This is a genomic window from Alkalispirochaeta alkalica DSM 8900 (genome assembly GCF_000373545.1).
Classification (GTDB): Bacteria; Spirochaetota; Spirochaetia; order DSM-27196; family Alkalispirochaetaceae; genus Alkalispirochaeta; species Alkalispirochaeta alkalica.
This window is the reverse complement of sequence record NZ_KB891695.1, coordinates 1-21,861: the sequence shown is the minus strand read 5'-3', so window position 1 is coordinate 21,861 and position 21,861 is coordinate 1. Positions and strand designations below refer to the sequence as shown.

Genomic DNA, 21,861 nt, shown 5'->3' with positions numbered 1-21,861 from the left:
CCCGTGGCCGACGACCAGGACTACCGGGTGAGGCTGGTCCTGCGGGGGGTGCTCCGGGAAGATGTTCTCGAGGAGGCCCGGGAGATCGCCCGCTGGATGCAGCACCAGGGGTGGCTGGTTCGGACGGGCGGCGACGCCGGAGAGATTACAGGGAGTTGAGCCGGGGCTCAGGAGCGGCTCGCTCCGGAACTATACCGTACAATACCACACCCCGGGAGGGATGATCATGACCGGAGAAAATACAACAGAGAACACAGTACAACAGGGTGCGCCGGGAGAACAGGGGAACGCCGCAGGAGAGAATGCGGAGGCCCGGACGGTGATCGCCGGATGCCTGCTTCACGGTTTCGGTGCCGGGCCGGAGGATTTGCTTCCCCTGCGACCCCTGCTGGGCCCGGACCTGGCCTGGATCGCTCCCAGGGCGCCCGTTCCGCTGGAAATGCACGGCTCCGTCTGGGGTCACGCCTGGTTCCCCCGGGACACGCGGGAGCAACAGGAGGCGCTGTCGGGGAGCTATTTCCAGCGCCTTCAGGACATGGAGCCTCCGGGGCTCCTGGAAGCGGCCCGGGTGGTGCGCGCAGCCGTGGATGAGGCCGGCTTCGACTGGTCCCGGCTGGTCCTGGTGGGGTTCAGCCAAGGTGCCATGGTGGCGGCGGAGCTCCTGCGGCAGGCCCTGAAGGGTGATGGCCCCATGCCCGCCGGGGCAGTTCTCTTTTCCGGTGCCCTCCTCGCCCGNAGATGGTGGGAAGACCTGCCCTCCCGGGATGCCCCCGGGGCACCTTTGCAGCGGGCTGCGGTCTTTCAGTCNCACGGAGACCAGGACCCGATCCTCCCCGAGCCCGAGGGCAGGGCCCTGGCGGANGTTCTCCAGGCCGCCCGGTTCCCGCTGGAGTGGCGACGCTTTGCAGGTGATCATACCATCCCCCCCGTGATCGCCCGCGAAGCGGGGGAGTTCCTGCGCCGCATCGGCTAAGCCCGGTGCCCCGGGCTGGCGCCTNTGCAGGCCGGGGGCGAGTTCGTCGGGATCAGATGAAATTTCGGAATATTATTGACGGTTCATCAGGAAAGGTGTATATTCAGGATAGCAAAAAGCCCGATAGGGCAAGTAAAACAGNGAGGTAAAAGAGTATGAAAAANAGAATCATCGCATTGGCNGGGGCCATTCTCCTTTCGGCGGGGGCAGTTTCGGCGCAGNCAACGGATAGCGCCNCNCTCNTCNTGAGNGGGGTTGTCGGTCCCTACGTGAGTATCCAGGTTACCCCCACGGCAAACGCCACAAATCTCCTTCTGAACATTCCCCAGNCTTCCCCCGTAACGGTGGCGGAAGTTGTGGAAGTAAGTAATGAGAGCTACACCGTGAGCGTNTCCTCGGTAAACGGCTTCTCCTTCAGCAACGGAGACCACNCCCATGACTACACCCTGTATTACGGGGGGACTGCCTTTCCTGATGGAGGCCAGGTCTCGTCGGGNGCCTTTGCAAACCATGTNACCCGAACGGTGGGTGTAACCTACGACAGTGCCANNACNCTCCANNCGGGGACGTACACCGACACGGTGACCTTCACCATCGAGGCGAACTGATCCCCCGGTGAACTGACCCCGGTCCAGTCCCGCAAGGGCGGGAGGGGTCAGAAGACCGAGAGCGAACGCCCGGCGGTAAGGCCGGGCGTTTTTTTCACCCTTCTCCGGAGGTCGATGATGCGTAATCGTGAGGGACGGTCGCTGTTCCTGGGGTTCCTTCTTTTTGTGNGTGTCCTTTCTTCCCCCGGGGCCTTCCAGCTGGTACCGATGTCGGCGGTGATCGATCTCGCCGCAGCCACCCCGGCGACCTCCTTTGAGCTTACCAATCCGGGAAACGATGCTGCAGCGGTGGAGTTGAGAGTGACCACCCGTTCTATCGGGTCCGATGGCACGGAGTTCAACAACGACGCCTCCCATCTCCTGCAGGTCTTCCCATCGCAGATTATACTCAGGCCGGGACGCTCCCAGACGGTGCGCGTTCGCTGGATCGGGGAGGGCGATCCCCGGGAAGAACAGGCCTTTCGTCTGGTGGCAGAGCAGCTCCCGGTCAGGTTGGGGGGGGATTCCCCGGACGGGTCGGGCGTGCAGTTCATGCTTCGTTATCGGGCCTCGCTCTACGTGCGCCCCCCCGGAACGGCCCCCGATGTGCAGGTCGTGACCATACGGCATGAACCGGGGGAAGGAACGGAAGTGCTTCTGAAGAACGAAGGCACCCGCCATCAACTCTTCTCGCGTGGTTCCGTGACCCTCACCGGACCGGACAGGGAGGAAGAAACCGTGCGAATCGAAGATCTTCCCGCCTTCCAGGGGGTCAACCTGCTTCCTGGCGCCTCGCGGCGAATCCGTGTTCCCCGGGAGCAGCTTCCCTTTGAACCCCGCCANATGGTGTTTCGCTTCGAGTGATCATGGAATCTTCCCGGACCGGTATCCATCGGACAGGCTGGGGCCCGATCAGACCGGTTCTGGTGGTACTCCTTCTGCTCGCCCCGATCCCCCTCCAGGCCGGAGACGACCTCTTTGCCACCGTCTTTGGAAGGGCGGCGCGACAGGATCTGGTCTTGCCCGTTTTTCGTAGTGGCCAGTTTCTGGGCGAGGTCCAGGCGCGTCTTGAGGACGAGCGGGTTCTGGTGGGGGGCATGTCGCTGGCTACGATGGTAGAACCCTTTCTGAACTCCCCGGATCACGATGCCCTGCTGCTCCTGGTTCGGAGGGAGACCTCCGGAGGAGAAACCCTGATCCCTCTGGAGCGGTTTTCTCCGGCGGGCCTGTACCTCGCCTACCGTCCCGAGCAGCTCCTGCTGGAGCTTTCCCTGGATCCCCAGGTGTTGCGGGAGCAGCGCCTGGGGGAATCGAGGCGCTCCCTGGAGGGGCCCTTTCTCGAACCGGTCNCCTTCTCGGGCTACACAAACCTGATCGCCCGAAACACCATCGCCTCCGGGGACTACCCCGGCGATCTCCTCCTCTCTCTCGAACCGGTCCTGAATTACCGCGGCTGGGTCTGGGAATCGTCGCTGGGGTTCTCGTCGGAACCCTGGAGCGACTCCGGGGGCGATCGGGCGAAGGACGATCCCCTGACGCTTCGCTACACCCGGGTCGTGCGCGATTATGTGCCCTGGAAGGCCCGGGCCGAGGCAGGAATCGTCCGCTACCGTGCAGGGAGCCTTCTTGGATCCCCCGAGGTGGCGGGGATCTCTCTCACCCGTCACGACGAGATCGATCCCGATGACCCGCTCTATCGATCGGCCGACGCGCGTTTCGTGGCCAGCCGCGATACTTCTGTGGATATCATCGTTAACGACCGCCTCTACCGCCGGGTTCGGGTTGCCCCGGGGCCCTACCGGGTCCCGGATCTTCCTCTGGGCCGGGGCGTCAACGAGGTTCGGGTCGAAGAAGCTTCCCCCGACACGGGGGAGCCCGTGGTGATCATGCAGGAGGTNATCCCCTTTTCCCCGCACCTGCTCCGCCCGGGAAGGCATCATTACTCCTGGGTACTGGGTGTGATGCGGGAGGATTTTTCCCACCAGGGACCCTTTGCNAGCGGTTTTCATCAGCGGGGGATTACCCCGGACTGGACAGCTGGAGCGTCACTCCAGGCCACGGAGGATGCCGTCGCCCTGGGTCTTCAGAGTCTGGTGGCGTCGATCCTGGGAATAACCCGCCTNGGGGGAGCCCTCTTCGCCGATACCGGGGGTGAGCGGGGTGGTGCGGGTGAGATCTCTCATCTGATGGCGCCCCTCCGGAGCCCCCGCAGCCCCGTGGTAGAGGTCCTGCTCTCCCTGGAGTCGGCCGAATATCGTCCCGTCTCGAGCGAGATTGCTGCGGGGGGGCGTCTGCGGGGGGGCCTTATCATGACCCGGCGTTTCTCCCGGGGGATCAACCTCTCCTTGGGGATGATCCACGATCATCCCTTCGAGCATCCCCGGGACCGGGAGACCACGCTGCGCCTGGCCTTTTCCCAGTTCTCTTCCCGCGGATATTCGCTGAACGGCCAGATCGCTCCATCCTTTTCCGATCAGGGAGTTCGCTGGCAGGGGAGCGTCTTCCTGCGTCTGGGATCCCCCGATCAGCGACGGGCCATCTCTTCGAGCTACGATCTGGCCAGGGACAGGTCGGCCCTGCAGGTCGCGAACGTTCCAGAACGGGCCTTTGGAGAGGTAAACTGGCGGGTCGACTACGAGCGCATCGGCGATGCCCCGGGGGAAACCCATTCTCTGGGGGGAAGCCTTCGCTACGATACCTTCCTGGGGAGCCTCCAGACGCGTCCCGAAGCACGGGCAGGTCAGGAGACGGACCAGGAGCTNTCGGTGCAGAGCGAGTTTTCCACCGCCCTGGCCTGGGCTGGGACATCGCTGGCGGTAACGCGACCCATAAGCGAGAGTTTTGCTCTTTTTCAGGCGCGTGATGAGATCGCCGGGTATCCCGTCCCCCTCCGCCCAGGGGGCGGTGCTGTCTCGGCTGTCCTCCGGGGCCGTACAGCGGTGGTTCCCGACTTGCCCTCCTGGAAGCGGAGCACCGTCCGAATAGACGGATCAGAGCTCCCCGAGGGATTGTCTGTGGGCGAACGGGACCCGGCGTTCTTTCCGGGCTACCGTCAGGGCTACCGTGTCGTCGTGGGGAGCGAGGCCACGGTCTACGCCGTGGGCCGTCTGATCGAGAGCCAGGAGGCTCTCCCCCTGGAGCTCGAGGCGGGAGAGGCCGTCTCCTCCACGGGAGATCGACATCTCTTCTTCACAAATCGTCAGGGGCGCTTCGAGATTCCCCACCTGGCTCCGGGGCGGTATCGTCTCTTTTTGCTGGGGCATCCCCAGGCGGAGGCAACGTTCCTGATCTCTCCCCAGAGCCGGGGACGGTACGATCTGGGCGATATCCCGGTGGTCCTGGAGGATGAAACGAGATGATACACTTTAGATCACGAGAGCCGGGAGAGATCAGCTCCCCCTGCCGGAGAAGGAGGTGCGCGATGAAGGGTCTTTCAGTCGGAGGGGGCGCAGTAGCCCGTGGCGCAGTTGTCCTCTTGATCCTCTTCCTGCCCCGGCATCTTCCCGCCGGACCCCCGGGCCCAGCCCGGCTCGAGTTTGTCTCGCTTCCCTCCTCGGTGACGGTGGATAACCCGATTTTCAGCCCCGCCGAGGGAACGCTGGAGATCACCATCGGCCACAGGGGTGGAGCGGCGGGGTACGTGGTCACGGCCTCGCCTGGAAGAAGCGGGTCCTTTGCTCCCCGGGTCATGGCCTTCCAGGGTATTCTGGGGATCCTCTTCCCCGGTCTGGACTACAACCTCTATACCCCCGACAACGAGATTCTCCGCGATTTCCCGGGGTCCCTCTCCCGGCAGGAGGTGTTGTGGGGAAACTTCGGGAATTCGGGGAGCAGCCTCTCCACCCAAACCAGAACGGTGACGGTCAGGGTTCCTCCCGATCAGTTTGTGCGTCGGGGGGCGTATCACGACAGGGTGGTCTTTTCCCTCTATCGGGGGCGATCCCCCCGTCTGGAAGAGCTGGTGCTGGTGGAGCGGCGGGCNGTTGCGGTTCAGTCCGTAACCCCCACGGTGGCCCAGATACGGATATCGGGACAACATTCCTACGAGATGAACTTTCATCAGCTCGCCCCGGGACAACGGCAGTCGGCGGTTCTCGAGTACCGTGCCAACGTGGGATTCAGGATCGAGGCCTCGAGTCAGCACGGAGGAGTTCTCGCAAACCAGACCGTTCCCGGGGGAGAACCCATTCCGTATCAGCTCCGTCTCCGGGGCCTCCCCGTGAACCTCTCCCGGCCAGGTCTGGTAGATGTGAACCTGCTCTTTGGTACAACCCGGGAGTTCGAGACGATCCCTCTGGAGGTGACGATCGGTTCCTTCGGGCAGGTNACGCCGGGCCGGTTCGAGGATGTTATCACCTTCACCATCTCTGCCTTCTGAGCAGCCCCGGGTCAGGAATCCTGCTCAGGGTTCAGGATCGAGGCTTCGAGTCAGCACGGAGGGGTTCTCGCAAACCAGACCGTTCCCGGGGGAGAACCCATTCCGTATCAGCTCCGTCTTCGGGGCCTCCCCGTGAACCTCTCCCGGCCAGGTCTGGTAGATGTGAACCTGCTCTTTGGTACAACCCGGGAGTTCGAGACGATTCCTCTGGAGGTGACGATCGGTTCCTTCGGGCAGGTCACGCCGGGCCGGTTCGAGGATGTTATCACCTTCACCATCTCTGCCTTCTGAGCAGCCCCGGGTCAGGAATCCTGCTCAGGGCTCCGGCGGGCGCGAACGGTCTGTCCATTCCAGGAGACGTCGTGCCGCTTCCTGGGCGATAGCCCTGTTCAGGCGCCACGCTTCCTGGTCGCCTCCCGCACAGGACCGGGCTGCCTCCTGGTCCCGGTCCAGAAGGGCCCCCGCCGTTTCTGCGCGCCGGGCCAGAGCGACCAGGGGTTCCCGAAGATTGCTCTGCTCCGTCGTCAAAAAGAGCGCCGTGGCGTGAATCCTGTGCGCCTCCTCCATCTGATCGACCACAACGCGCAGCCATTCCGCTGTGTCCAGGGGAGGGGTATCCTGCTCCCGGGCCTGGTACTCCCGGTAGTTCCGGCGGATGCTGGCGAAGATATCCTGGAAAGTGGCAGAAAAAGTCCGGGCATACATTTCCAGGCGGTAATCCGTAGCCTGCTCTCGCAGTTTGCGGAAGGTGGCCGCCTCGGTCTTGTACTTCTGGAGCTGTACCAGAATATTCTTGATCGCCCCGTCCATCCGGGCAGAGGGATCGGTTGCGATGATATCCTTGACGTCGGCGATGATCCGGCTGATCTCCCCGGCGGTTCCGGTCTCGCCCGGCTCCTCTTCGGGCGCACCCGGGGAATCACCGGGGGTGAGGAGAGCCTGACCTCTCCAGGTTGACTGATCCCGCAGGAGGGCCCCCTGGATTCCTCCCACGACCACCAGCAACGCCCCCCGGGTGGCCAGTTCCGGCAGGTGTCTGAGCGGTGTGTTGGAGAACTGTGCCTCGGCGAGTTCCTGGTAGAGCCGGGAGAATCGCCTGCGCTTTACCTCCAGGACGCCCCCCTCAGCGGCATCCCGGAGTTCCCGGGCCGTTTCCTGAAGCTCCCGCCGGGCGCTTTCCTGGAAGGGATCGCGAAAATAGAGGGTCAGCAGATCCCGNGGCCGGCGCAGGCGCTCCTGCACAGCTCGCCATGTCCCCTGACGGACCTGATCCAGACTGTTCATGATCCCAGTATAGTCAAAAAATCCCGGGAAGTGACGGGTCTTCCGGTCACAGGTCCGGCCAGACTCCAGTTATTCTTCCGGTAACCGGTATTTCTTTTTGACCCCACCCTGCCTTCTGATAATCACCCGCTTTCCGGTAATGCCAGGCTCCAGGCAGAGGGGCCTTCTGGAGAACGACGAAACACAAAAACAAAGAAAATTGTAAAAAAAATTGGAATATCTTCAAGCATAAACACCCTGGATCCTCTCCTGGTAGGTGAAGAAACAACGCAAAGGAGTATCGAATGAATGATCTTAACTCAATTCTGCTGGAAGGAAATCTCACCAGGGACCCGGTNCTGAGCAGCACTCCCTCGGGTGTCCAGGTTTGCAATTTCGCCGTGGGAACGCATTACCGGTACAAAAAGAACGACGAGCCCCAGGATGAGACCTCCTTCTTCGATATTGAAGCCTGGTCCCGTCTGGCAGAGAATTGCGCCGAGTATCTCAAGAAGGGCAGGGGTGTCCGGGTGGTGGGGAGGCTCAAGCAGGATCGGTGGAAGGACGCCGAAGGTCAGCCCCGGTCGCGGATAAAAATCGTGGCAGAACACGTAGAATTCCGTTCGAGTCCCCGGAAGAACGATTCCGGGGGGATAGCCGGAGGTGCAGAGGAGGAGGCCCCGGTCCCGGAACAGGATGAGTACAATCAGGTGATATCTTCNCGGGAGAGGGAGGCCGAGGTTAGCGTCCTCTAGGAGCGCAGACTCTGGGGGCAGGGATCCTGTGGGAGNTTCCCGGCAGGATTCCTTCTCCTTTTTTCCCTTTTTGCTTGACCATACCTTTCATATGGGAGTAGAGTTTNCCCATGAAGAGTAATCTTAACCCTTCAGATGGATACCTTGCTCAGACATCTCTTCAGTGGTGGTGGACCGTGTAGTCTGGTCCGCTCCTGAAATAGTATGCGGACCGGTGCTCTCTGGTCCGCGGTGGAAAAGCCGCGTGNAAACGCGGCTTTTTTTTGTCTTTCGACGGGAGGAACGATGGAAGATTACAGAGATAACCAGATCATCAAGGTGCTTTCGGGNGAGCGTTTTACCCCCCTGGGGCTCGCCCGCAAACTCAAGGCCCGGGTCATCCTGGAGTCTGCCACATTTGAGGGAGGACGCGCCCGCTATTCCCTGCTGGTAGTGCAGGAGGCGTTCCGGGTCTATCAGCGGGGCCGGGGGATGTACTTTGACGATGGGGCGCGACGGTACCAGATACGAAGCAAAGCCCGGGACATTCTTGATGTTCTGGCTTATTTTGCCGATCAGCACCAGAGTCCTCAGCAGGATTTCCCCTTTCCTGCGGGAGGAATCGGGTATCTTTCCTACGAGTTCTCCCGTTTCTGCGATTCCATCACCTTTCCCGATGTGCCCGATCCCCTGGGAATACCCGACGCAGCCTTTCTGTTTGGCCACGTTCTTCTGATCTTTGATCACTATAGCGATCTTCTCTACCTGATCGGTCTGAACTACCACGAGAAGGGCATCAACCTGGAGGCAGCACTTCGGGAGACGGAGCAGAAGATCAAGGATTTTGACTTCACCTACCTTCAGGATCAGCAGGAAGAGTACGCTGCGGAACCTGTCTTCGATTCCCGGGATCGTATCCGCTTCGAGCAAGGGGTCGAGAAGATCCAGGGCGAAATCATAGAGGGGAATCTGCTTCAGGGAGTCCTCTCCAGACGGTGCAGGGTTCGCACAGCCATGCCCGCCCTGGAAGCGTATCGCAGGCTCCGTTCATCCAACCCGGCCCCCTATCTGGTCTTTCTCGATTTTGAGCAGTTTCAGCTCTTCGCAGCCTCTCCCGAGACGCACGTGGGGGTGAAAAGAGGAAGAGCGCTGATGCGACCTATTGCAGGAACCAGAAGGCGCGGGGCCTCCGAGCAGGAAGACCTGGATCTGGAGCGGGACCTCCTGGAGGACCCCAAGGAGCTGGCTGAGCACCTCATGCTGGTCGACCTGAGCCGGAACGACCTGGGGAGAGTCTGTCAGCCCGGTTCCGTGGCGGTGACGGCCTATCACAGGGTGGAGCGCTATTCCCGGGTGATGCATATCGTGAGTCAGGTCGAGGGCGATCTGGCCCCGGGGAAAAGCGGCATCGACGCTCTGCGGGCAACCTTTCCCGCAGGAACAGTGAGCGGAGCCCCCAAGATTCAGGCTATCGAGACGGTGAGTCAGACCGAACCGGTTCCCCGGGGATTCTACGCGGGCGTGGTGGCCTATCTGGAGCCCGGAGGGAACCTGGACAGCTGTATCACGATCAGGGCCGGCCTTCGCATACGGGACGAGCTTGTTTTGCAGGCCGGTGCGGGAATCGTCTACGATTCCCGGCCGGAGCGGGAGTTTGAAGAGACCCAGGAAAAATTATCGGCCCTGATGAAAGCCGTAGGTCTGGAGGGTACCCTATGATTCTTTTGATCGATAACTACGATTCCTTTACGCACAATCTCTACCAGTATCTGGCTCAACTCACGGAAGAGCCGATTCAGGTCGTCCGAAACGATGAGATTACCCTGGAAGAGATAACCCGGCGGGCCCCCTCGCGGATCGTCATCTCGCCGGGGCCGGGGCGACCCGCCGGGGCGGGAATCTCCGTGGAAGTAATACGGCGCTACGCAGGCAGGATTCCGCTCCTGGGGGTCTGCCTGGGGCATCAGGCGATCGGCGAAGCCTTCGGGGGACGAACCATCAGCGCCCGCCGGGTCGTTCACGGCAAGACCGACAGAATCGTGGTGGACGGCAAGGGGCTCTTCCGGTCTATCGATTCTCCGGCGGAGTTTGTCAGATACCATTCTCTGGCGATCGACCCCGAAAGGCTTCCTCCGGAGCTGGAGGTCACGGCCTGGTCAGAGGATGGCGAGATCATGGGCGTGCGTCACCGCGAGTATGTCCTGGAGGGCGTGCAGTTTCACCCCGAGTCGATCGGCAGCGAGAGCGGCCTCAAGGTCCTGGCGAATTTTCTGAACTACCGCAGGGAACCCTTCAAGCCGCGGAAAACCCTGGAGCGGGTGATCGCCGGGGAACATCTCTCCCTCGCTGAGGCCTCAGAGTTCATGGAAGAGGTCACCGACGGCAATCTGGGAACGGCCCAGATCGCAGGTTTTCTGGTTGCCCTGAACGCCAAGGGGATAACACCCGAAGAGATCGCCGGGTGTGCCCGTGTGCTGCAACGCAAACGGGTCCCCCTTCCGGTAGATCGGCCCCTCCTGGACACCTGTGGAACCGGTGGAGACGGCCTGGGAACCTTCAACATCAGTTCCCTCACTGCCCTGGCCGCCGCTTCCTGCGGTGCCGTGGTGGCAAAACACGGGAACAGGGCGGTGAGTTCCCGCAGCGGGAGCGCCGACTTCTATCGGGCCCTGGGGATCGGGATCGAAATAACGCCGGATCAGGCGAGGCAGGCCCTGGAGAAGACGGGCTTCGCCTTTCTCTACGCGCCCCTCTACCACGGAGGGATGCGCTTTGCCGGACCGGCCAGGAAGGAGCTGGGAATCAAGACGATCATGAATCTCCTGGGACCTCTTGCAAATCCCGGGGGAGCAGAATACCAGCTCATCGGAGTTTTCTCCGAGGAATATCTTCATCCCGTTGCACGCGCAGCGGTTCTTCTGGGGGGGCGTCGCGGCATGGTCGTCCACGGGCTGGACGGGCAGGACGAGATCAGCGTATGCGCCCCCACGCGGGTGGTCTCCTTTTCTGTGGATCAGAACGCGGCAGACCACGGTGCCGTGGACCAGCATACTGCGGGCGAGGATCTTCTGGAGCGGACACGGTTCGAGGAATTTGTGATCCAGCCCGATAATTATGGCCTCTCCACGCACAAGCCGGAACTGCTCGTCGGGGGAGACCCCCGGGAAAACGCCGAGATGGCGGTCCGGCTTCTCCAGGGAGAATCTGATCCGGTTCTGGATGCCCTGCACGATGCGGTGGCGCTCAATGCCGGAGCCGCTCTGGCGATCTACGGTGTAGTTCAGACCATCGCCGAGGGGGTAGCGATGGCTTCGCAGGCTCTGAAAGAGGGCCGGGTGGCACAAACCCTGGCCTCGGTGATCGAGGCCACCACGTGAAGGGCGGGGACATTCTCTCCCGTATCGTGGAGCGACGCCGGGAACGGCTTCGGGGAAAAGGCCCCGGCGATGGGCCTCTTCAGGGGCTGGATCGGGAACTCTATGGGCGGGGACGTCTGGGAGGAGACCGGGTCCGGGCCTTTCCGGGGCCGCTGATCTGCGAGGTTAAGCGTCGCAGCCCCTCCCGGGGGGAGATCAAGGCGAATCTGAACCCCCTCGACCAGGCCCGAACCTACCTTCGGGAGGGGGCATCGGCGGTGAGCGTCCTCACGGAGCAGGATCACTTCGGGGGATCTCTGGCGGACCTGGTATCGGTACGCCGGGCCTTTCCCGATCTGCCGATCCTCAGGAAAGACTTTCTTCTCGAGCCAGAAGATGTGGCTGTCTCCTGGCACCTGGGAGCCGACGCGATCCTGCTCATCGCGGGAGTTCTCCCCTTCGAAGATCTTGCCCGGTTGCTGGACGAGGCTCGCCGTTTTGGTCTGGCGGCCCTGGTGGAGGTCCATTCCCGGGAAGAGGTGGAGAAGATCCGCCCCCTGACGCCGTCCCTGGTAGGGATTAACTGCCGCGATCTGCGGACCTTTCAGGTCGACCTCCTTCGGCCGGCCGCGCTNGTGGATCATCTGGACTGGCCGGCCAGGATCGTCTTCGAGTCGGGGGTCTTCACCAGAGAGGATGCCCTGGTGGCCCGGGAGAGTGGCTGTTCTTCCCTCCTGGTGGGAGAGGCCGCGGTGCGCAATCCCCGGTGCATTCCCGGGCTGGCAGCGGCAATGGAAGAACCTCTCCCGGTTCGCACGGGGGGGCGGTTNTCCTTCTGGCGCTATTGCGCACAACGNCGGNGAGANGGGAGNGNGGAAACCACATCGGTCCAGGCCCGGCCGCTGGTAAAGATCTGCGGAATTACCAACCGCGAGGACGCCGCGCTGGCCCGGGAGCTGGGAGCCGATCTTCTGGGGCTGGTCTACGCAGACTCTCCCCGAGAGGCCCCGGAGGGACTCGCCGGGGAGCTGGCGGGATTCCTCGGGGTTCCCCTGGTGGGTGTAGTGGTGGAAGGCCCCGAGCCGGGAGGGGCCGGCGCAACCCCGGGCAACAGGGCGGGNNTCAGGCGGGCCCTGCAGGATCTGGAATCGGGGGCGCTTGCAGCGGTCCAGCTTCACGGACACTCCCCGGGGGGGGAGATCTCTTCCCTGGCCTGGCCCGCTTTCAAGGCCCTGCGGCCCTCCTCGCCCGGCGAGGTCCATCGGCTGATGTCGCGTTGTTCCGGCCCCAGGGTTCTGGTAGACGCCCACCACCGTCAGCTGGCGGGAGGGACGGGCGAGGCCGTGGCAGAAGAGGTAATGGTGGAGGTCTCCCGCTTCCTTCGGGACGAGCGCCGGGGTGCCCTGTGGCTGGCGGGGGGGCTGGGACCCGACACTGTGGCGGCTGTGGTGGAGCGATGGAAACCGGAGCTGATCGATGCATCGAGCCGTCTGGAAGAGCGGCCCGGTAAAAAGGATCAGTTTCTTCTGGAAGCATTTTTNCGCGCTCTCGAGAGAGGGGGCGTCTGGTGAGTATCTCGTGAGGAGGGTAGGAGAGCGCAGTCACGACGCGGTGATCTTGAGGCGGGCGGCCAGACTCCTCGATGAGGGGCTCGCCGGTGGAGCTGTTGCGACCCGAAGAGGCCAGGGGCATGAAGAGGCACGGGCCGTGAAGAATGAACAATACCGAGGAGGAAGATTATGAAGAAGGCTCTGGAAACAACGGAAACAATGGAAACAATTGAAACAATGGAAGCAGTCGATCAGACCTCGTCCGGGGGAGGGCGCGCCGGGTATTTTGGCCAGTTTGGCGGAATGTACGTCGCCGAGGTTCTCAGGAGTCCGCTGGACGGGCTGGCTGAAGCCTTCGAGGCGGCCCGCAGGGATCCCCTCTTCTGGCAGGAGATGGAGGACCTTCGGGAACAGTANATCGGACGCCCCACACCGCTCCTCTTCGCGGAGAACGCAACCCGTGCTCTGGGGGGGGCGCAAATCTACATCAAGCTCGANGGACTCGCAAACACGGGAGCCCATAAAATCAACAANGCCGTTGGTCAGGCCCTCCTGGCCCGGCGCATGGGGAAAAAACGGATCATAGCCGAGACCGGCGCTGGTCAGCACGGGTTAGCCACCGCAGCGGTCTGTGCAAAGATGGGGCTGGAGTGCACCATCTACATGGGAGAGGTCGATATTGCGCGGCAACGGCCNAANGTCTTCATGATGGAGATGTTCGGTGCCTCGGTGGTGCCCGTCCGCTCGGGTTCCCGAACGTTGAAGGACGCTGTTAATGAAGCCCTCCGGGACTGGGCGGCAACCTGCGAGGACACCCATTATATCATCGGTTCCGCCCTGGGACCCTTTCCGTACCCCGATATGGTGAGAGAGTTTCAGTCGGTGGTCGGGGCCGAGACAAAAGAGCAGCTTCTCACGAGGGGCGTCACACCCTCTGTCCTGGTGGCGTGCATCGGAGGTGGTTCCAACGCGATCGGTTTCTTTTCTCCCTATCTTGACCGGCACGACGGTTCCGGCGAGCACGGTGGTTCCGGCCAGCAAGAACCCCGCCTGATCGGGGTCGAGGCCGGAGGCCGGGGGCCGGCACCGGGAGAACACGCCGCCAGAATGGGTGGCCAGGGGGTCCCCGGGGTTGTCCACGGCTACAAGTCCTATTTCCTTCTCGACCCCCATGGGCAGGTCCAGGAGACGCATTCCATTTCTGCCGGTCTCGACTACCCCGGTATCGGTCCCGAGCTGGCCCACCTGGGGGAGACGGGACGGCTCGAGTTCCGGAGCACCACCGACGAGGAAGCTCTCGAGGCAGTCCGGTTCTTCGCCCGTCACGAGGGGGTGGTCTTCGCCCTGGAGTCGGCGCACGCCGGTCATCAGGCGATGTGTTGCGCCCGGGAGCTCTCGCCCGATCAGGTCGTAGTGGTGAACATGAGCGGCCGGGGAGACAAGGACCTCTTCATCACGGCCCGGGCGATGACCCCCGGTCCGTGGAAACGATATCTGCTGGACGAAGCCGCAGCGATCTCCCGGGAGGAGTTGTGATGCCCACCGTTATGGCGCACATGATCCCCTGCTATCCCGATCTGGCCACCTCCAGGGAAATCGCCCGGGCCCTTGTAGCGGGGGGCGTGACATACCTGGAGATCCAGTTTCCCTACAGCGACCCCGCAGCCGATGGCCCCGTGATTCAGGCGGCCACGGCCGAGGCCCTGCGTCAGGGATTTACCCCCGACAGGGGATGGGATTTCGTGGAGAGTCTCACCTGCCAGGAGGAGACGCCCCCGGTCTTTGTCATGAGTTACGCTGGCCTGGTCTACGCTCGGGGGGTGGACCGGTTCGTGAGGGAGGCCGCAGATCGCGGGGTGGCCGGTGTCATTGTGCCCGACCTCCCTCTGGATAGTGACGAGGGGCTTCAGGAGGCAGGAAGGCGCTACGGCGTGGAGGTAGTCCCGGTGATTGCCTTCGGAGCAGCTCCTGAAAGGATCGATCTGGTCCACCGCAGCGGCAGTGCTTTTGTCTACGCGGCGCTTCGTCGGGGGATCACGGGGAGCGAAACCCTGATCGGACCGGAGACCATCTCCTTCCTTCGGGAGTTGCAGAGCTCGGGAGCACAGGTTCTGGCTGGCTTCGGAGTCTCCACACCGGATCAGGTCCGGGCTGTGACGGAGCACGCCCACGCAGCGGTGGTAGGCTCTGCCTTTGTTCGGGTTGTTGAGGAAAGTCTTCGTCAGGGGCATGGCACCCCCAGTGAGAAGGTTCGCGCCCTGGCATCGCAGCTTGTTGGCAAGGGCGAGCCTGAAATGCGTTGACGCGGTTCCTTCCGCTGTCGTAGTGTCCTGGAATAACGGAGCGTTGTTTATGGAGTATATTTTTCATGGAAATTGATGTAACAGCAGAAAACTTCACCGAGGCGGTGCTCGAATCGGCCCTTCCCGTACTGGTTGATTTCTGGGCCGAATGGTGCATGCCCTGCAAGATGATCGAACCGGTCCTCGCCGAGCTGGCCTCGGACCTGGAGGGCCAGGTTGTTATCGCCCGGGTGAACGTCGATACGGCCGGTGATCTGCCCGGTCAGTACGATATCGTGAGTATTCCCGCTCTTCTGCTCTTCAAGGGAGGAGAAGTGGTGGATCGCCACGTAGGAGCAGCCCCCAAGGAACTTCTCCTGGAGCTTGTGAAGAAACACCTGGGATAACCGGCCCTCGCCGGACCTCCTTCAGACCTTCGGCTGAGCTGGAACGGGGGGCTCGCAACCCGTCCGCGCCCGTTCCGGTCAGGGCTGATAGACCTCCTCGCTGTTGGGGGTGCCCGGCGTGGCGCCCCGGGTGGGGACGATATGCCAGTCTGCCTTGCTCCGGGTGTTCACCCCGCTCAGGTCCCGATTGATCGAGCGGGTGGAGGTGCTCGGTGATGGATCAACACCATCGTCGGGGACCACAAAATCTCCCTCAATCGTCCATCCCCCCCGGTCGGTAACGTCGCGGAAGATCTCGAACTGGGCCTGGGTTCCAAAACCTCTCCGGGGACAGCCGGGGTCATAGGTGCGGTTGCTGTAGAGGAAGGCGTCCAGAATCGGCCCGTCGGGATAGGCCGTGAGGGTTATGCCGCCGCTGGTGCCGGAGAGCCCTTCGCCGTCCCGGACCCACAGATCCCAGGCCTCGGGGTGACTTCGCCGGCCACCGCTGGCGCTCTTGTCGGTTATCTCGTCCACTTCTTCGGGTATGTTCTGGGGTCGAAAATGCACGATAACGTAATCTTCAGCCTCGGCCTGTATCTCGGGAAAGATCTTGCGTGTGGTCCAGCGTCGCGGGCTGCCGTTATACAGCGTGAGCCCTCCCAGGTTTCCCGCCTCGAAAACGCGTAGTTCCACAAACTCGGGGTTATTTGTCGAGCTGTTCACCACGATCTCGTTTATTACCACCCGGGGAATGTCGGGGTTATGGCCGTAAAAGCTCGCCAGAATGGAAGCGGTGTTTCCCTGGTGGTCCCGAATGACCGCATCGATCCAGTATTCCGAACCGGGTTTCAGTTCCTCTTCGACCTGCAGGAGAAGCCGGTTTTCGTCGTGAACAATCTGGACCTTCTTCAGGGGAGGGTCAAAGAAAGCGCGGGTCAGGTGAACGGGCCTGTTAAAGGTGAGGCCCACGGTATGTCTGTCCAGGGGTTGGCTTTTGTGCAGTATCGGAGGATCCCAGCTCTGGTCGATCATGTCGGGCAGATCCGGCAGGGCATTGCACCCCGGAAGGACAGGGAAGAGGACAAGAAGGATCAGTGCAGAGGGGCACAGGCGGAACAGCCTCCGCGCAGCGCGATCTTCCGGATCCTGTCGTTTCATGGNGGATCTTCTTTTACATTCCATGTTTGTACTCCACATGTGCATTCCCCCCATTTGTTTTCCCTGTTTACACTTCGGGTTATCCTTCATGAAGAGCCCGGCGGAACTGGTGCTTGCCTTGCCGGAAAAGATCTGCTTCCGGGGATGAGAAACCTTGCGGTGGCCCGGAACGGACGGGTATACTTTTTCGCCAGGGGAGGTTCCGTGACAGATAATCCATTGTTCGAACGCTACGGAAAAACAGTTGAGGACGGTACCGTCCTCTTTCGCGAAGACGAGCCGGGAGAGACCATGTACATCATCCAGTCCGGGGCGGTGCGCATCGTCAAGACCATCAACGGCAGGGACCACGTCCTGGCTCGTCTGGAAAAGGGAGATTTCTTCGGAGAAATGGCGATCGTCTCCCGCACGGCCCGCACGGCCACGGCAGTCGCCGAGGGAACTACCGAAATTCTCTCCTTCGATCGGGCAGGTTTCGAGGGAATGATCGCAAAGAACACAAAAATTGCCATGAGGGTAATCGACACGCTGTGCAGACGCCTGCAGCGGGCCAACCAGCAGATGCAGGATCTGGCAGAGCAGTCCCCCGGGACCCCGGGGAAGGGGGAGTAGCCCTGTGTGTGGTATTATCGGGTATTGCGGGCCNCGTCGGGCCGCCCCCATCCTGCTGGAAGGACTCAAACGGCTCGAGTACCGGGGATACGATTCGGCGGGAATCGCCCTGGCCACGCCCGGTTGTACGACCGCCGGGGAAGGGGCCGATTCTCTGGGGGTAATCAAGGCCAGGGGTAAGATCAAGGATCTCAAGGCCCTGGTTCCCCCCGATATCGCCGGGACCACCGGTATCGGACACACCCGTTGGGCAACCCACGGTGAGGTCACCGACGCCAACGCCCATCCCCATCTCGACGGTACCGGGGATTTCGCCATCGTTCATAACGGGGTTATCGAGAACTTTCACCAGCTCCGGGACCACCTGCTGGCGCAGGGCGTGGAGTTTCATTCCGAAACGGATTCCGAGGTGATCGTCCACCTTCTGGCGCGGGCCTATCAGGGTGATCTGGTGGCGGCGCTCACGGCCACCGTTTCCCTTCTCAAGGGAACCTACGGCATCGTGGCGATGTACCGTGGCGAGCCAGGGCGGCTGGTGGGGGCCCGGAACGGCTCGCCCCTCGTTCTGGGTATCGGTCAGGGAGAAATGTTTCTGGCCAGCGACACCACGGCGATCCTGGGCTATACCCGGCAGGTGATCTACCTCGAGGACGGTGAAGTGGTCTCCCTCACAGCAGATGAGTACGCNACCTCGGATCTGATGAACCGGGAAATCCGCAAGGAAGTGGATCACATCAGCTGGGAGCTGGAGTCGATCGAAAAAACGGGCTTCACGCACTTCATGGAGAAGGAGATCTACGAACAACCCGAGGCTATCCGTCGTGCCCTGCGGGGGCGTCTCGACCGTGAATACGCCACGGGTCATCTGGGGGGGCTGAACCTGAACAGCCGGGAGCTCCTGGAGGTGGGGAGAATCGTCCTTCTGGCCGCAGGAACGAGCTACCACGCCGGGATGGTGGCCACCTACGCCCTGGAAGAACTGGTGCGAGTGCCCGCCGTGGCCGAGCTGGCCAGCGAGCTGCGCTACCGAAACCCTCTGGTGGAGCGGGATGCCCTCTATTTTGCAGCGAGTCAGTCCGGTGAGACCGCCGACACCCTCTACGCCATGAGAGAAGTGCAGCGTAAGGGAGGGCGGGTCCTGGGCATCTGCAACGTCGTGGGCTCCACCATCGCCCGGGAATCCGACGGAGGCGTCTATATTCATTCGGGGCCCGAAATCTCTGTAGCCTCGACCAAGGCCTTTACCAGCCAGCTGGCCGCCTTCTACGTCTTCGCCCTCCTGATGGGACGCATGCGGCATCTCTCTCACGACCAGGGGCTGCGCCTTATCGAGGCCCTGGAAGCGGTGCCCGGGCAGATAGAGGCGATCCTGGCCCATACCGAGCCGATCAGAGCCCTGGCCAGGCGCTACGCCTCGTGCGAGCACTTCTTTTTTCTGGGACGGGGCATCAACTACCCCGTGGCGCTGGAGGCAGCGCTGAAACTCAAGGAGGTAAGCTATATCCACGCCGAGGGATACAGCGCTGCCGAGATCAAACACGGCCCCCTGGCGCTGATCACCGAAGAAACACCCTCGGTCTTTCTGGTGCCTCGTGACGGTTTGCGGGAGAAAGTCATAACCAGCATGAAGGAAGTGAAGGCCCGGCGGGGGCCCGTGATCGCCCTGGCCGTCGAGGGCGACCAGGAAGTGGCCCGCGTGGCCGACGAGGTGCTCTACGTGCCCGAAGCGCACCACCTGATGTACCCCTTTCTTCTCGCTGTGCCCGCCCAGCTCTTTGCGTACTACTGTGCCCTCGAGCGGGGCTGCAACGTGGACCAGCCCCGGAATCTGGCCAAGAGTGTTACCGTTGAGTAGACCCGGGATGGTCCTCCCGGGGGCGCTCGTGCTGGCGCTCTTCCTTGCCCTGTTGCCTGCAGGAGGTCTTCGGGCGGATACACCGGAAGGTGTGGCCCTGCTCCAGTCCCGTCCCCGTGAGGGCAGGGGACTTCCCTTTCTTCCGGCCAATACGGTGCGGTATCTGTCAGCTTCCTACCGGTACGGGGACGTGCTTCTGGAGCTCTACCTGGTCCCGGCCCTGCCCGGAGAAGCCCCCGCTCCCGACGATGCCGGCAGCGCCTGGGACCCCTTTCAGTGCCCGCCCCTGGGGGCTGAGGTTCGCTCGGGTGACTCTCCCCAGGCTGATCTGGTTCTTCGCAGTGTGTATCAGGGGATGCTCGTCTACCTGGTGACCCCTCGGGAGTTTTCGGAGCACTGCCAGTTCCTTCGGTCCTTTCTGGAGCTCTTTATCTTCTTTCTCGACAGTTCTCCGGGCCAGACGCTCCAAAGACAGCAGGATTTTTTCCGGCGACACCCCGAGTTTCCGGCGGTGCTGGAACTGGAATGACCGGAGATTCTTCCGGTCCTTTGCGGGCCCTTCGGCACGGTCGGGATGCCATGCCCGGGAGCCCGCGGTTCAGGAGATAGGTGCCGTGGCCTTCTCGAGCCAGGAGCGGTCCTCCCGGGACAGATCCCCCCCCAGGGTCTCGCAGACCCGGCGGTGGTATTGATCGAGCCACTCCCGCTCCTGCGGAGTCAGAAGCTCCCTGTCTATCAAATTTCTGTCAATCGGGCAGAGCGAGAGGGTCTCAAAGCGGAGAAACGTACCGAACGGTGACGGTTCCGGCACCGTCGTGAGGTGAACCAGGTTCTCGATGCGGATACCGTATAGCCCGGGACGGTACAACCCCGGCTCGTTGGAGCAGATCATGCCCTCCTGCAGGGGGGCATCGGAGCTGCCCGGAGCGATTCGCTGGGGTCCCTCGTGGACATTCAGAAAGAACCCCACCCCGTGGCCCGTGCCGTGACCGTAGTTTCGGAGCTCTCTCCACAAAGGCGTCCGGGCAATCGCGTCGATCTCCCGCCCCGGAGTTCCCTCGGGAAAAATCAGGGTGGCCAGGGCGATATGCCCTTTCAGCACCAGGGTGAAATCGCGCTCAACCCCCGGGAAGGCCCGGGCAAGGTCGGCGGTTTCGCCAGGACGAGTGATCGCCACGGTGCGGGTGATATCGGTGGTTCCATCCTGATACTGGGCGCCCGAATCGATGAGATAGATCGCCGGAGGTGTCAGGGATGCTGCCCGTTCCGGGGTTGCGCTGTAGTGAACGATCGCCCCGTTCCCGTTTATTCCGGAAATGGCCGAAAAACTGTCGCTTACGTAGCGGGGGTCGGCCCGCCGGAACTCCTGAAGCTTCCCGGCAAGGTCGAGTTCGTTCAGGGATTCATCCCGTTCCACAGCCCGTTCCAGCCAGGCCAGAAACCGGACTATGGCCAGGCCGTCCCTGCGGTGGGCCTCCCGCAGGTGGGCAGCCTCGGTCCTGTTCTTTCTGGCCTTCATGCCCGTCGAGGGTTGCTGGGTCAACCGTACCTCCCGGGGTGATATCTGCGAGGCCACAGTCCAGCTGGTGCGCTCCGGGTCCAGAAGGACCGGTTCGGGCAGCCTCCGAAGGTGGTCCCCGAAATCCCCGTAGGCTCGAAGCTCTACCCCCGCTACCGCCAGGGCCTCCCTGGCTTCGCTGGTGACGCGATCGGGGGCGGTAAAGAGGGTCGGTGCTGCCTCCTGCGAGAGCGTAAGGTAGGCCAGAAAGACGGGGTTGAAGGGCACATCGCTCCCGCGCAGATTCAGTATCCAGGCGATATCGTCGAGGGTGGAGATAACATGAGAGCGGGCCCCCTGGTGTTCCATCTCCTTCTGAAGGCTCTCAAGTTTTTCCCGGGCCGACCTTCCGGTGATCTGCCCGGAGAGAGGATACACGGGCTCGGCAGGAAAACCTGGCCGGTCCTGCCATATCTGATCAAAAGGATCTTCCACCGCAACCAGATCTATCTTTGCCTGAGCCAGAACGGGCAGTGTTCGCTGGTGCCAGGCCAGGGTAACCACCTGACCGTCTACAGCAACCCGGGAACCGGGGCCAAGGGTCGAGGCGAGCCATTGGGGATAATCGGGGGTATCTCCGCTATGGAGACGAAAGAGTCTGAAGGGCGTTCCCCGGAGCACCTCTTCAGCCTCGAGAAAATACCGTGAATCTGTCCAGAGGCCTGCCTCGTCGGGGGTTATGACTACCGTACCGGCAGAGCCGGCAAAGCCGCTCACAAAGGCCCGGGTCATAAATCGGGACGGAACATATTCTCCCTGGTGGGGATCGGCGCTGGGAACGATCAGGGCAGAGAGGTCGTGTCGGGCCATCCAGGCTCGGAGGGCCTGAAGATGGGAGGCTCTGGAGTCCACTGTATCGGATGTAGTCATGGCAGGGAGTGTAGCACAGGAATTTTTTTTCACAAAGAGTGTGAAAAGGAGTTGACGCGGAGTGATGAGAGCTGATAGATTCACGCTCGCACGGCAGTGATGCGGTGCACTGACTGAGAGCGACCGGGAGGGTGTCAGGAGCTGTGATATCCGGGGTGAGAGCCTTGGGATGTTGCGGAATATTTGACAGTCCTTGAGCCTGAGGGCTATACTGGTTGAGGCTACTTCACCGGACACGGAGAGCATCTAACGGGGAGGATTTTTGTTACGGGCGTATAGTGCGCGTGTGGCGATTA

General features: G+C 62.2%; 16 protein-coding genes. 14 read left to right on the top strand and 2 right to left on the bottom strand.

Annotation, left to right across the window (positions count from 1 at the left end; all coding sequences use genetic code 11):
- The first annotated feature begins 61 nt into the window (after window positions 1-61).
- From B071_RS0103750 to trxA, 11 genes are all read left to right on the top strand, one after another.
- Window positions 62-973, top strand: coding sequence for an alpha/beta hydrolase (locus B071_RS0103750; RefSeq protein WP_083914450.1), 912 nt, complete (start codon window positions 62-64; stop codon window positions 971-973).
- Window positions 974-1,695: 722 nt separating this feature from the next.
- On the top strand, window positions 1,696-2,424 hold the full coding sequence (locus B071_RS0103735; RefSeq protein ID WP_083914448.1) for a fimbrial biogenesis chaperone: 729 nt from the start codon (window positions 1,696-1,698) through the stop codon (window positions 2,422-2,424).
- 2 nt (window positions 2,425-2,426) lie between these two features.
- On the top strand, window positions 2,427-4,919 hold the full coding sequence (locus B071_RS0103730; protein WP_157703013.1) for a fimbria/pilus outer membrane usher protein: 2,493 nt from the start codon (window positions 2,427-2,429) through the stop codon (window positions 4,917-4,919).
- Between the two features lie 1,151 nt (window positions 4,920-6,070).
- Complete coding sequence (locus B071_RS19835; RefSeq protein WP_018525763.1) at window positions 6,071-6,229, top strand: hypothetical protein; 159 nt, start codon at window positions 6,071-6,073, stop codon at window positions 6,227-6,229.
- 1,277 nt (window positions 6,230-7,506) lie between these two features.
- Window positions 7,507-7,956, top strand: a complete 450-nt coding sequence (locus tag B071_RS15770) for a single-stranded DNA-binding protein (protein WP_018525761.1) — start codon at window positions 7,507-7,509, stop codon at window positions 7,954-7,956.
- 204 nt (window positions 7,957-8,160) lie between these two features.
- On the top strand, window positions 8,161-9,654 hold the full coding sequence (locus B071_RS0103700; RefSeq protein WP_018525759.1) for a chorismate-binding protein: 1,494 nt from the start codon (window positions 8,161-8,163) through the stop codon (window positions 9,652-9,654).
- Window positions 9,651-11,312: a bifunctional anthranilate synthase component II/anthranilate phosphoribosyltransferase gene (locus B071_RS0103695; RefSeq protein ID WP_018525758.1), complete on the top strand. Its 1,662-nt coding sequence runs from the start codon at window positions 9,651-9,653 to the stop codon at window positions 11,310-11,312. The genes B071_RS0103700 and B071_RS0103695 overlap by 4 nt, the downstream gene beginning before the upstream one ends.
- Complete coding sequence (locus B071_RS0103690; protein ID WP_018525757.1) at window positions 11,309-12,862, top strand: bifunctional indole-3-glycerol phosphate synthase/phosphoribosylanthranilate isomerase; 1,554 nt, start codon at window positions 11,309-11,311, stop codon at window positions 12,860-12,862. The genes B071_RS0103695 and B071_RS0103690 overlap by 4 nt, the downstream gene beginning before the upstream one ends.
- Window positions 12,863-13,030: 168 nt before the next feature.
- Window positions 13,031-14,377 (top strand): tryptophan synthase subunit beta, encoded by a 1,347-nt coding sequence (trpB, locus tag B071_RS0103685; RefSeq protein ID WP_018525756.1) that lies wholly within the window; start codon window positions 13,031-13,033, stop codon window positions 14,375-14,377.
- Window positions 14,377-15,144, top strand: coding sequence for a tryptophan synthase subunit alpha (gene trpA / locus B071_RS0103680; RefSeq protein WP_018525755.1), 768 nt, complete (start codon window positions 14,377-14,379; stop codon window positions 15,142-15,144). Before trpB ends, trpA begins: the two co-directional genes overlap by 1 nt.
- 65 nt (window positions 15,145-15,209) lie before the next feature.
- On the top strand, window positions 15,210-15,530 hold the full coding sequence (trxA, locus tag B071_RS0103675) for a thioredoxin (RefSeq protein WP_018525754.1): 321 nt from the start codon (window positions 15,210-15,212) through the stop codon (window positions 15,528-15,530).
- Between the two features lie 78 nt (window positions 15,531-15,608).
- On the opposite strand, the gene B071_RS19520 is transcribed toward trxA, so the two are convergent.
- Window positions 15,609-16,670 (bottom strand): lipoprotein TP_1001-related protein, encoded by a 1,062-nt coding sequence (locus B071_RS19520; RefSeq protein ID WP_018525753.1) that lies wholly within the window; start codon window positions 16,668-16,670, stop codon window positions 15,609-15,611.
- A gap of 204 nt (window positions 16,671-16,874) precedes the next feature.
- Here B071_RS19520 and B071_RS19515 point away from each other — a divergent pair, with 204 nt between their 5' ends.
- From B071_RS19515 to B071_RS0103655, 3 genes are all read left to right on the top strand, one after another.
- Window positions 16,875-17,282: a Crp/Fnr family transcriptional regulator gene (locus B071_RS19515; protein WP_157703012.1), complete on the top strand. Its 408-nt coding sequence runs from the start codon at window positions 16,875-16,877 to the stop codon at window positions 17,280-17,282.
- Window positions 17,283-17,286: 4 nt separating this feature from the next.
- Complete coding sequence (gene glmS / locus B071_RS0103660) at window positions 17,287-19,137, top strand: glutamine--fructose-6-phosphate transaminase (isomerizing) (RefSeq protein ID WP_018525751.1); 1,851 nt, start codon at window positions 17,287-17,289, stop codon at window positions 19,135-19,137.
- A complete protein-coding gene (locus B071_RS0103655) occupies window positions 19,130-19,666 on the top strand; it encodes a hypothetical protein (RefSeq protein ID WP_157703011.1) in 537 nt (178 codons plus the stop codon). Before glmS ends, B071_RS0103655 begins: the two co-directional genes overlap by 8 nt.
- A gap of 69 nt (window positions 19,667-19,735) precedes the next feature.
- Here the strand turns inward: B071_RS0103655 and B071_RS0103650 are convergent, their stop codons facing one another.
- Window positions 19,736-21,565, bottom strand: coding sequence for an aminopeptidase P family protein (locus tag B071_RS0103650; RefSeq protein ID WP_026244946.1), 1,830 nt, complete (start codon window positions 21,563-21,565; stop codon window positions 19,736-19,738).
- Between the last annotated feature and the right edge of the window lie 296 nt (window positions 21,566-21,861).

What these genes read in the sequence shown, in the direction of transcription:
- B071_RS0103695 (WP_018525758.1), top strand. Translation starts at nt 9,651, where the DNA reads ATGATTCTTTTGATCGATAACTACGATTCCTTTACGCACAATCTCTAC.
- trpA (WP_018525755.1), top strand. Translation starts at nt 14,377, where the DNA reads ATGCCCACCGTTATGGCGCACATGATCCCCTGCTATCCCGATCTGGCC.
- trxA (WP_018525754.1), top strand. Translation starts at nt 15,210, where the DNA reads ATGGAAATTGATGTAACAGCAGAAAACTTCACCGAGGCGGTGCTCGAA.
- B071_RS19520 (WP_018525753.1), bottom strand. Translation starts at nt 16,670, where the DNA reads ATGAAACGACAGGATCCGGAAGATCGCGCTGCGCGGAGGCTGTTCCGC.
- B071_RS0103650 (WP_026244946.1), bottom strand. Translation starts at nt 21,565, where the DNA reads ATGACTACATCCGATACAGTGGACTCCAGAGCCTCCCATCTTCAGGCC.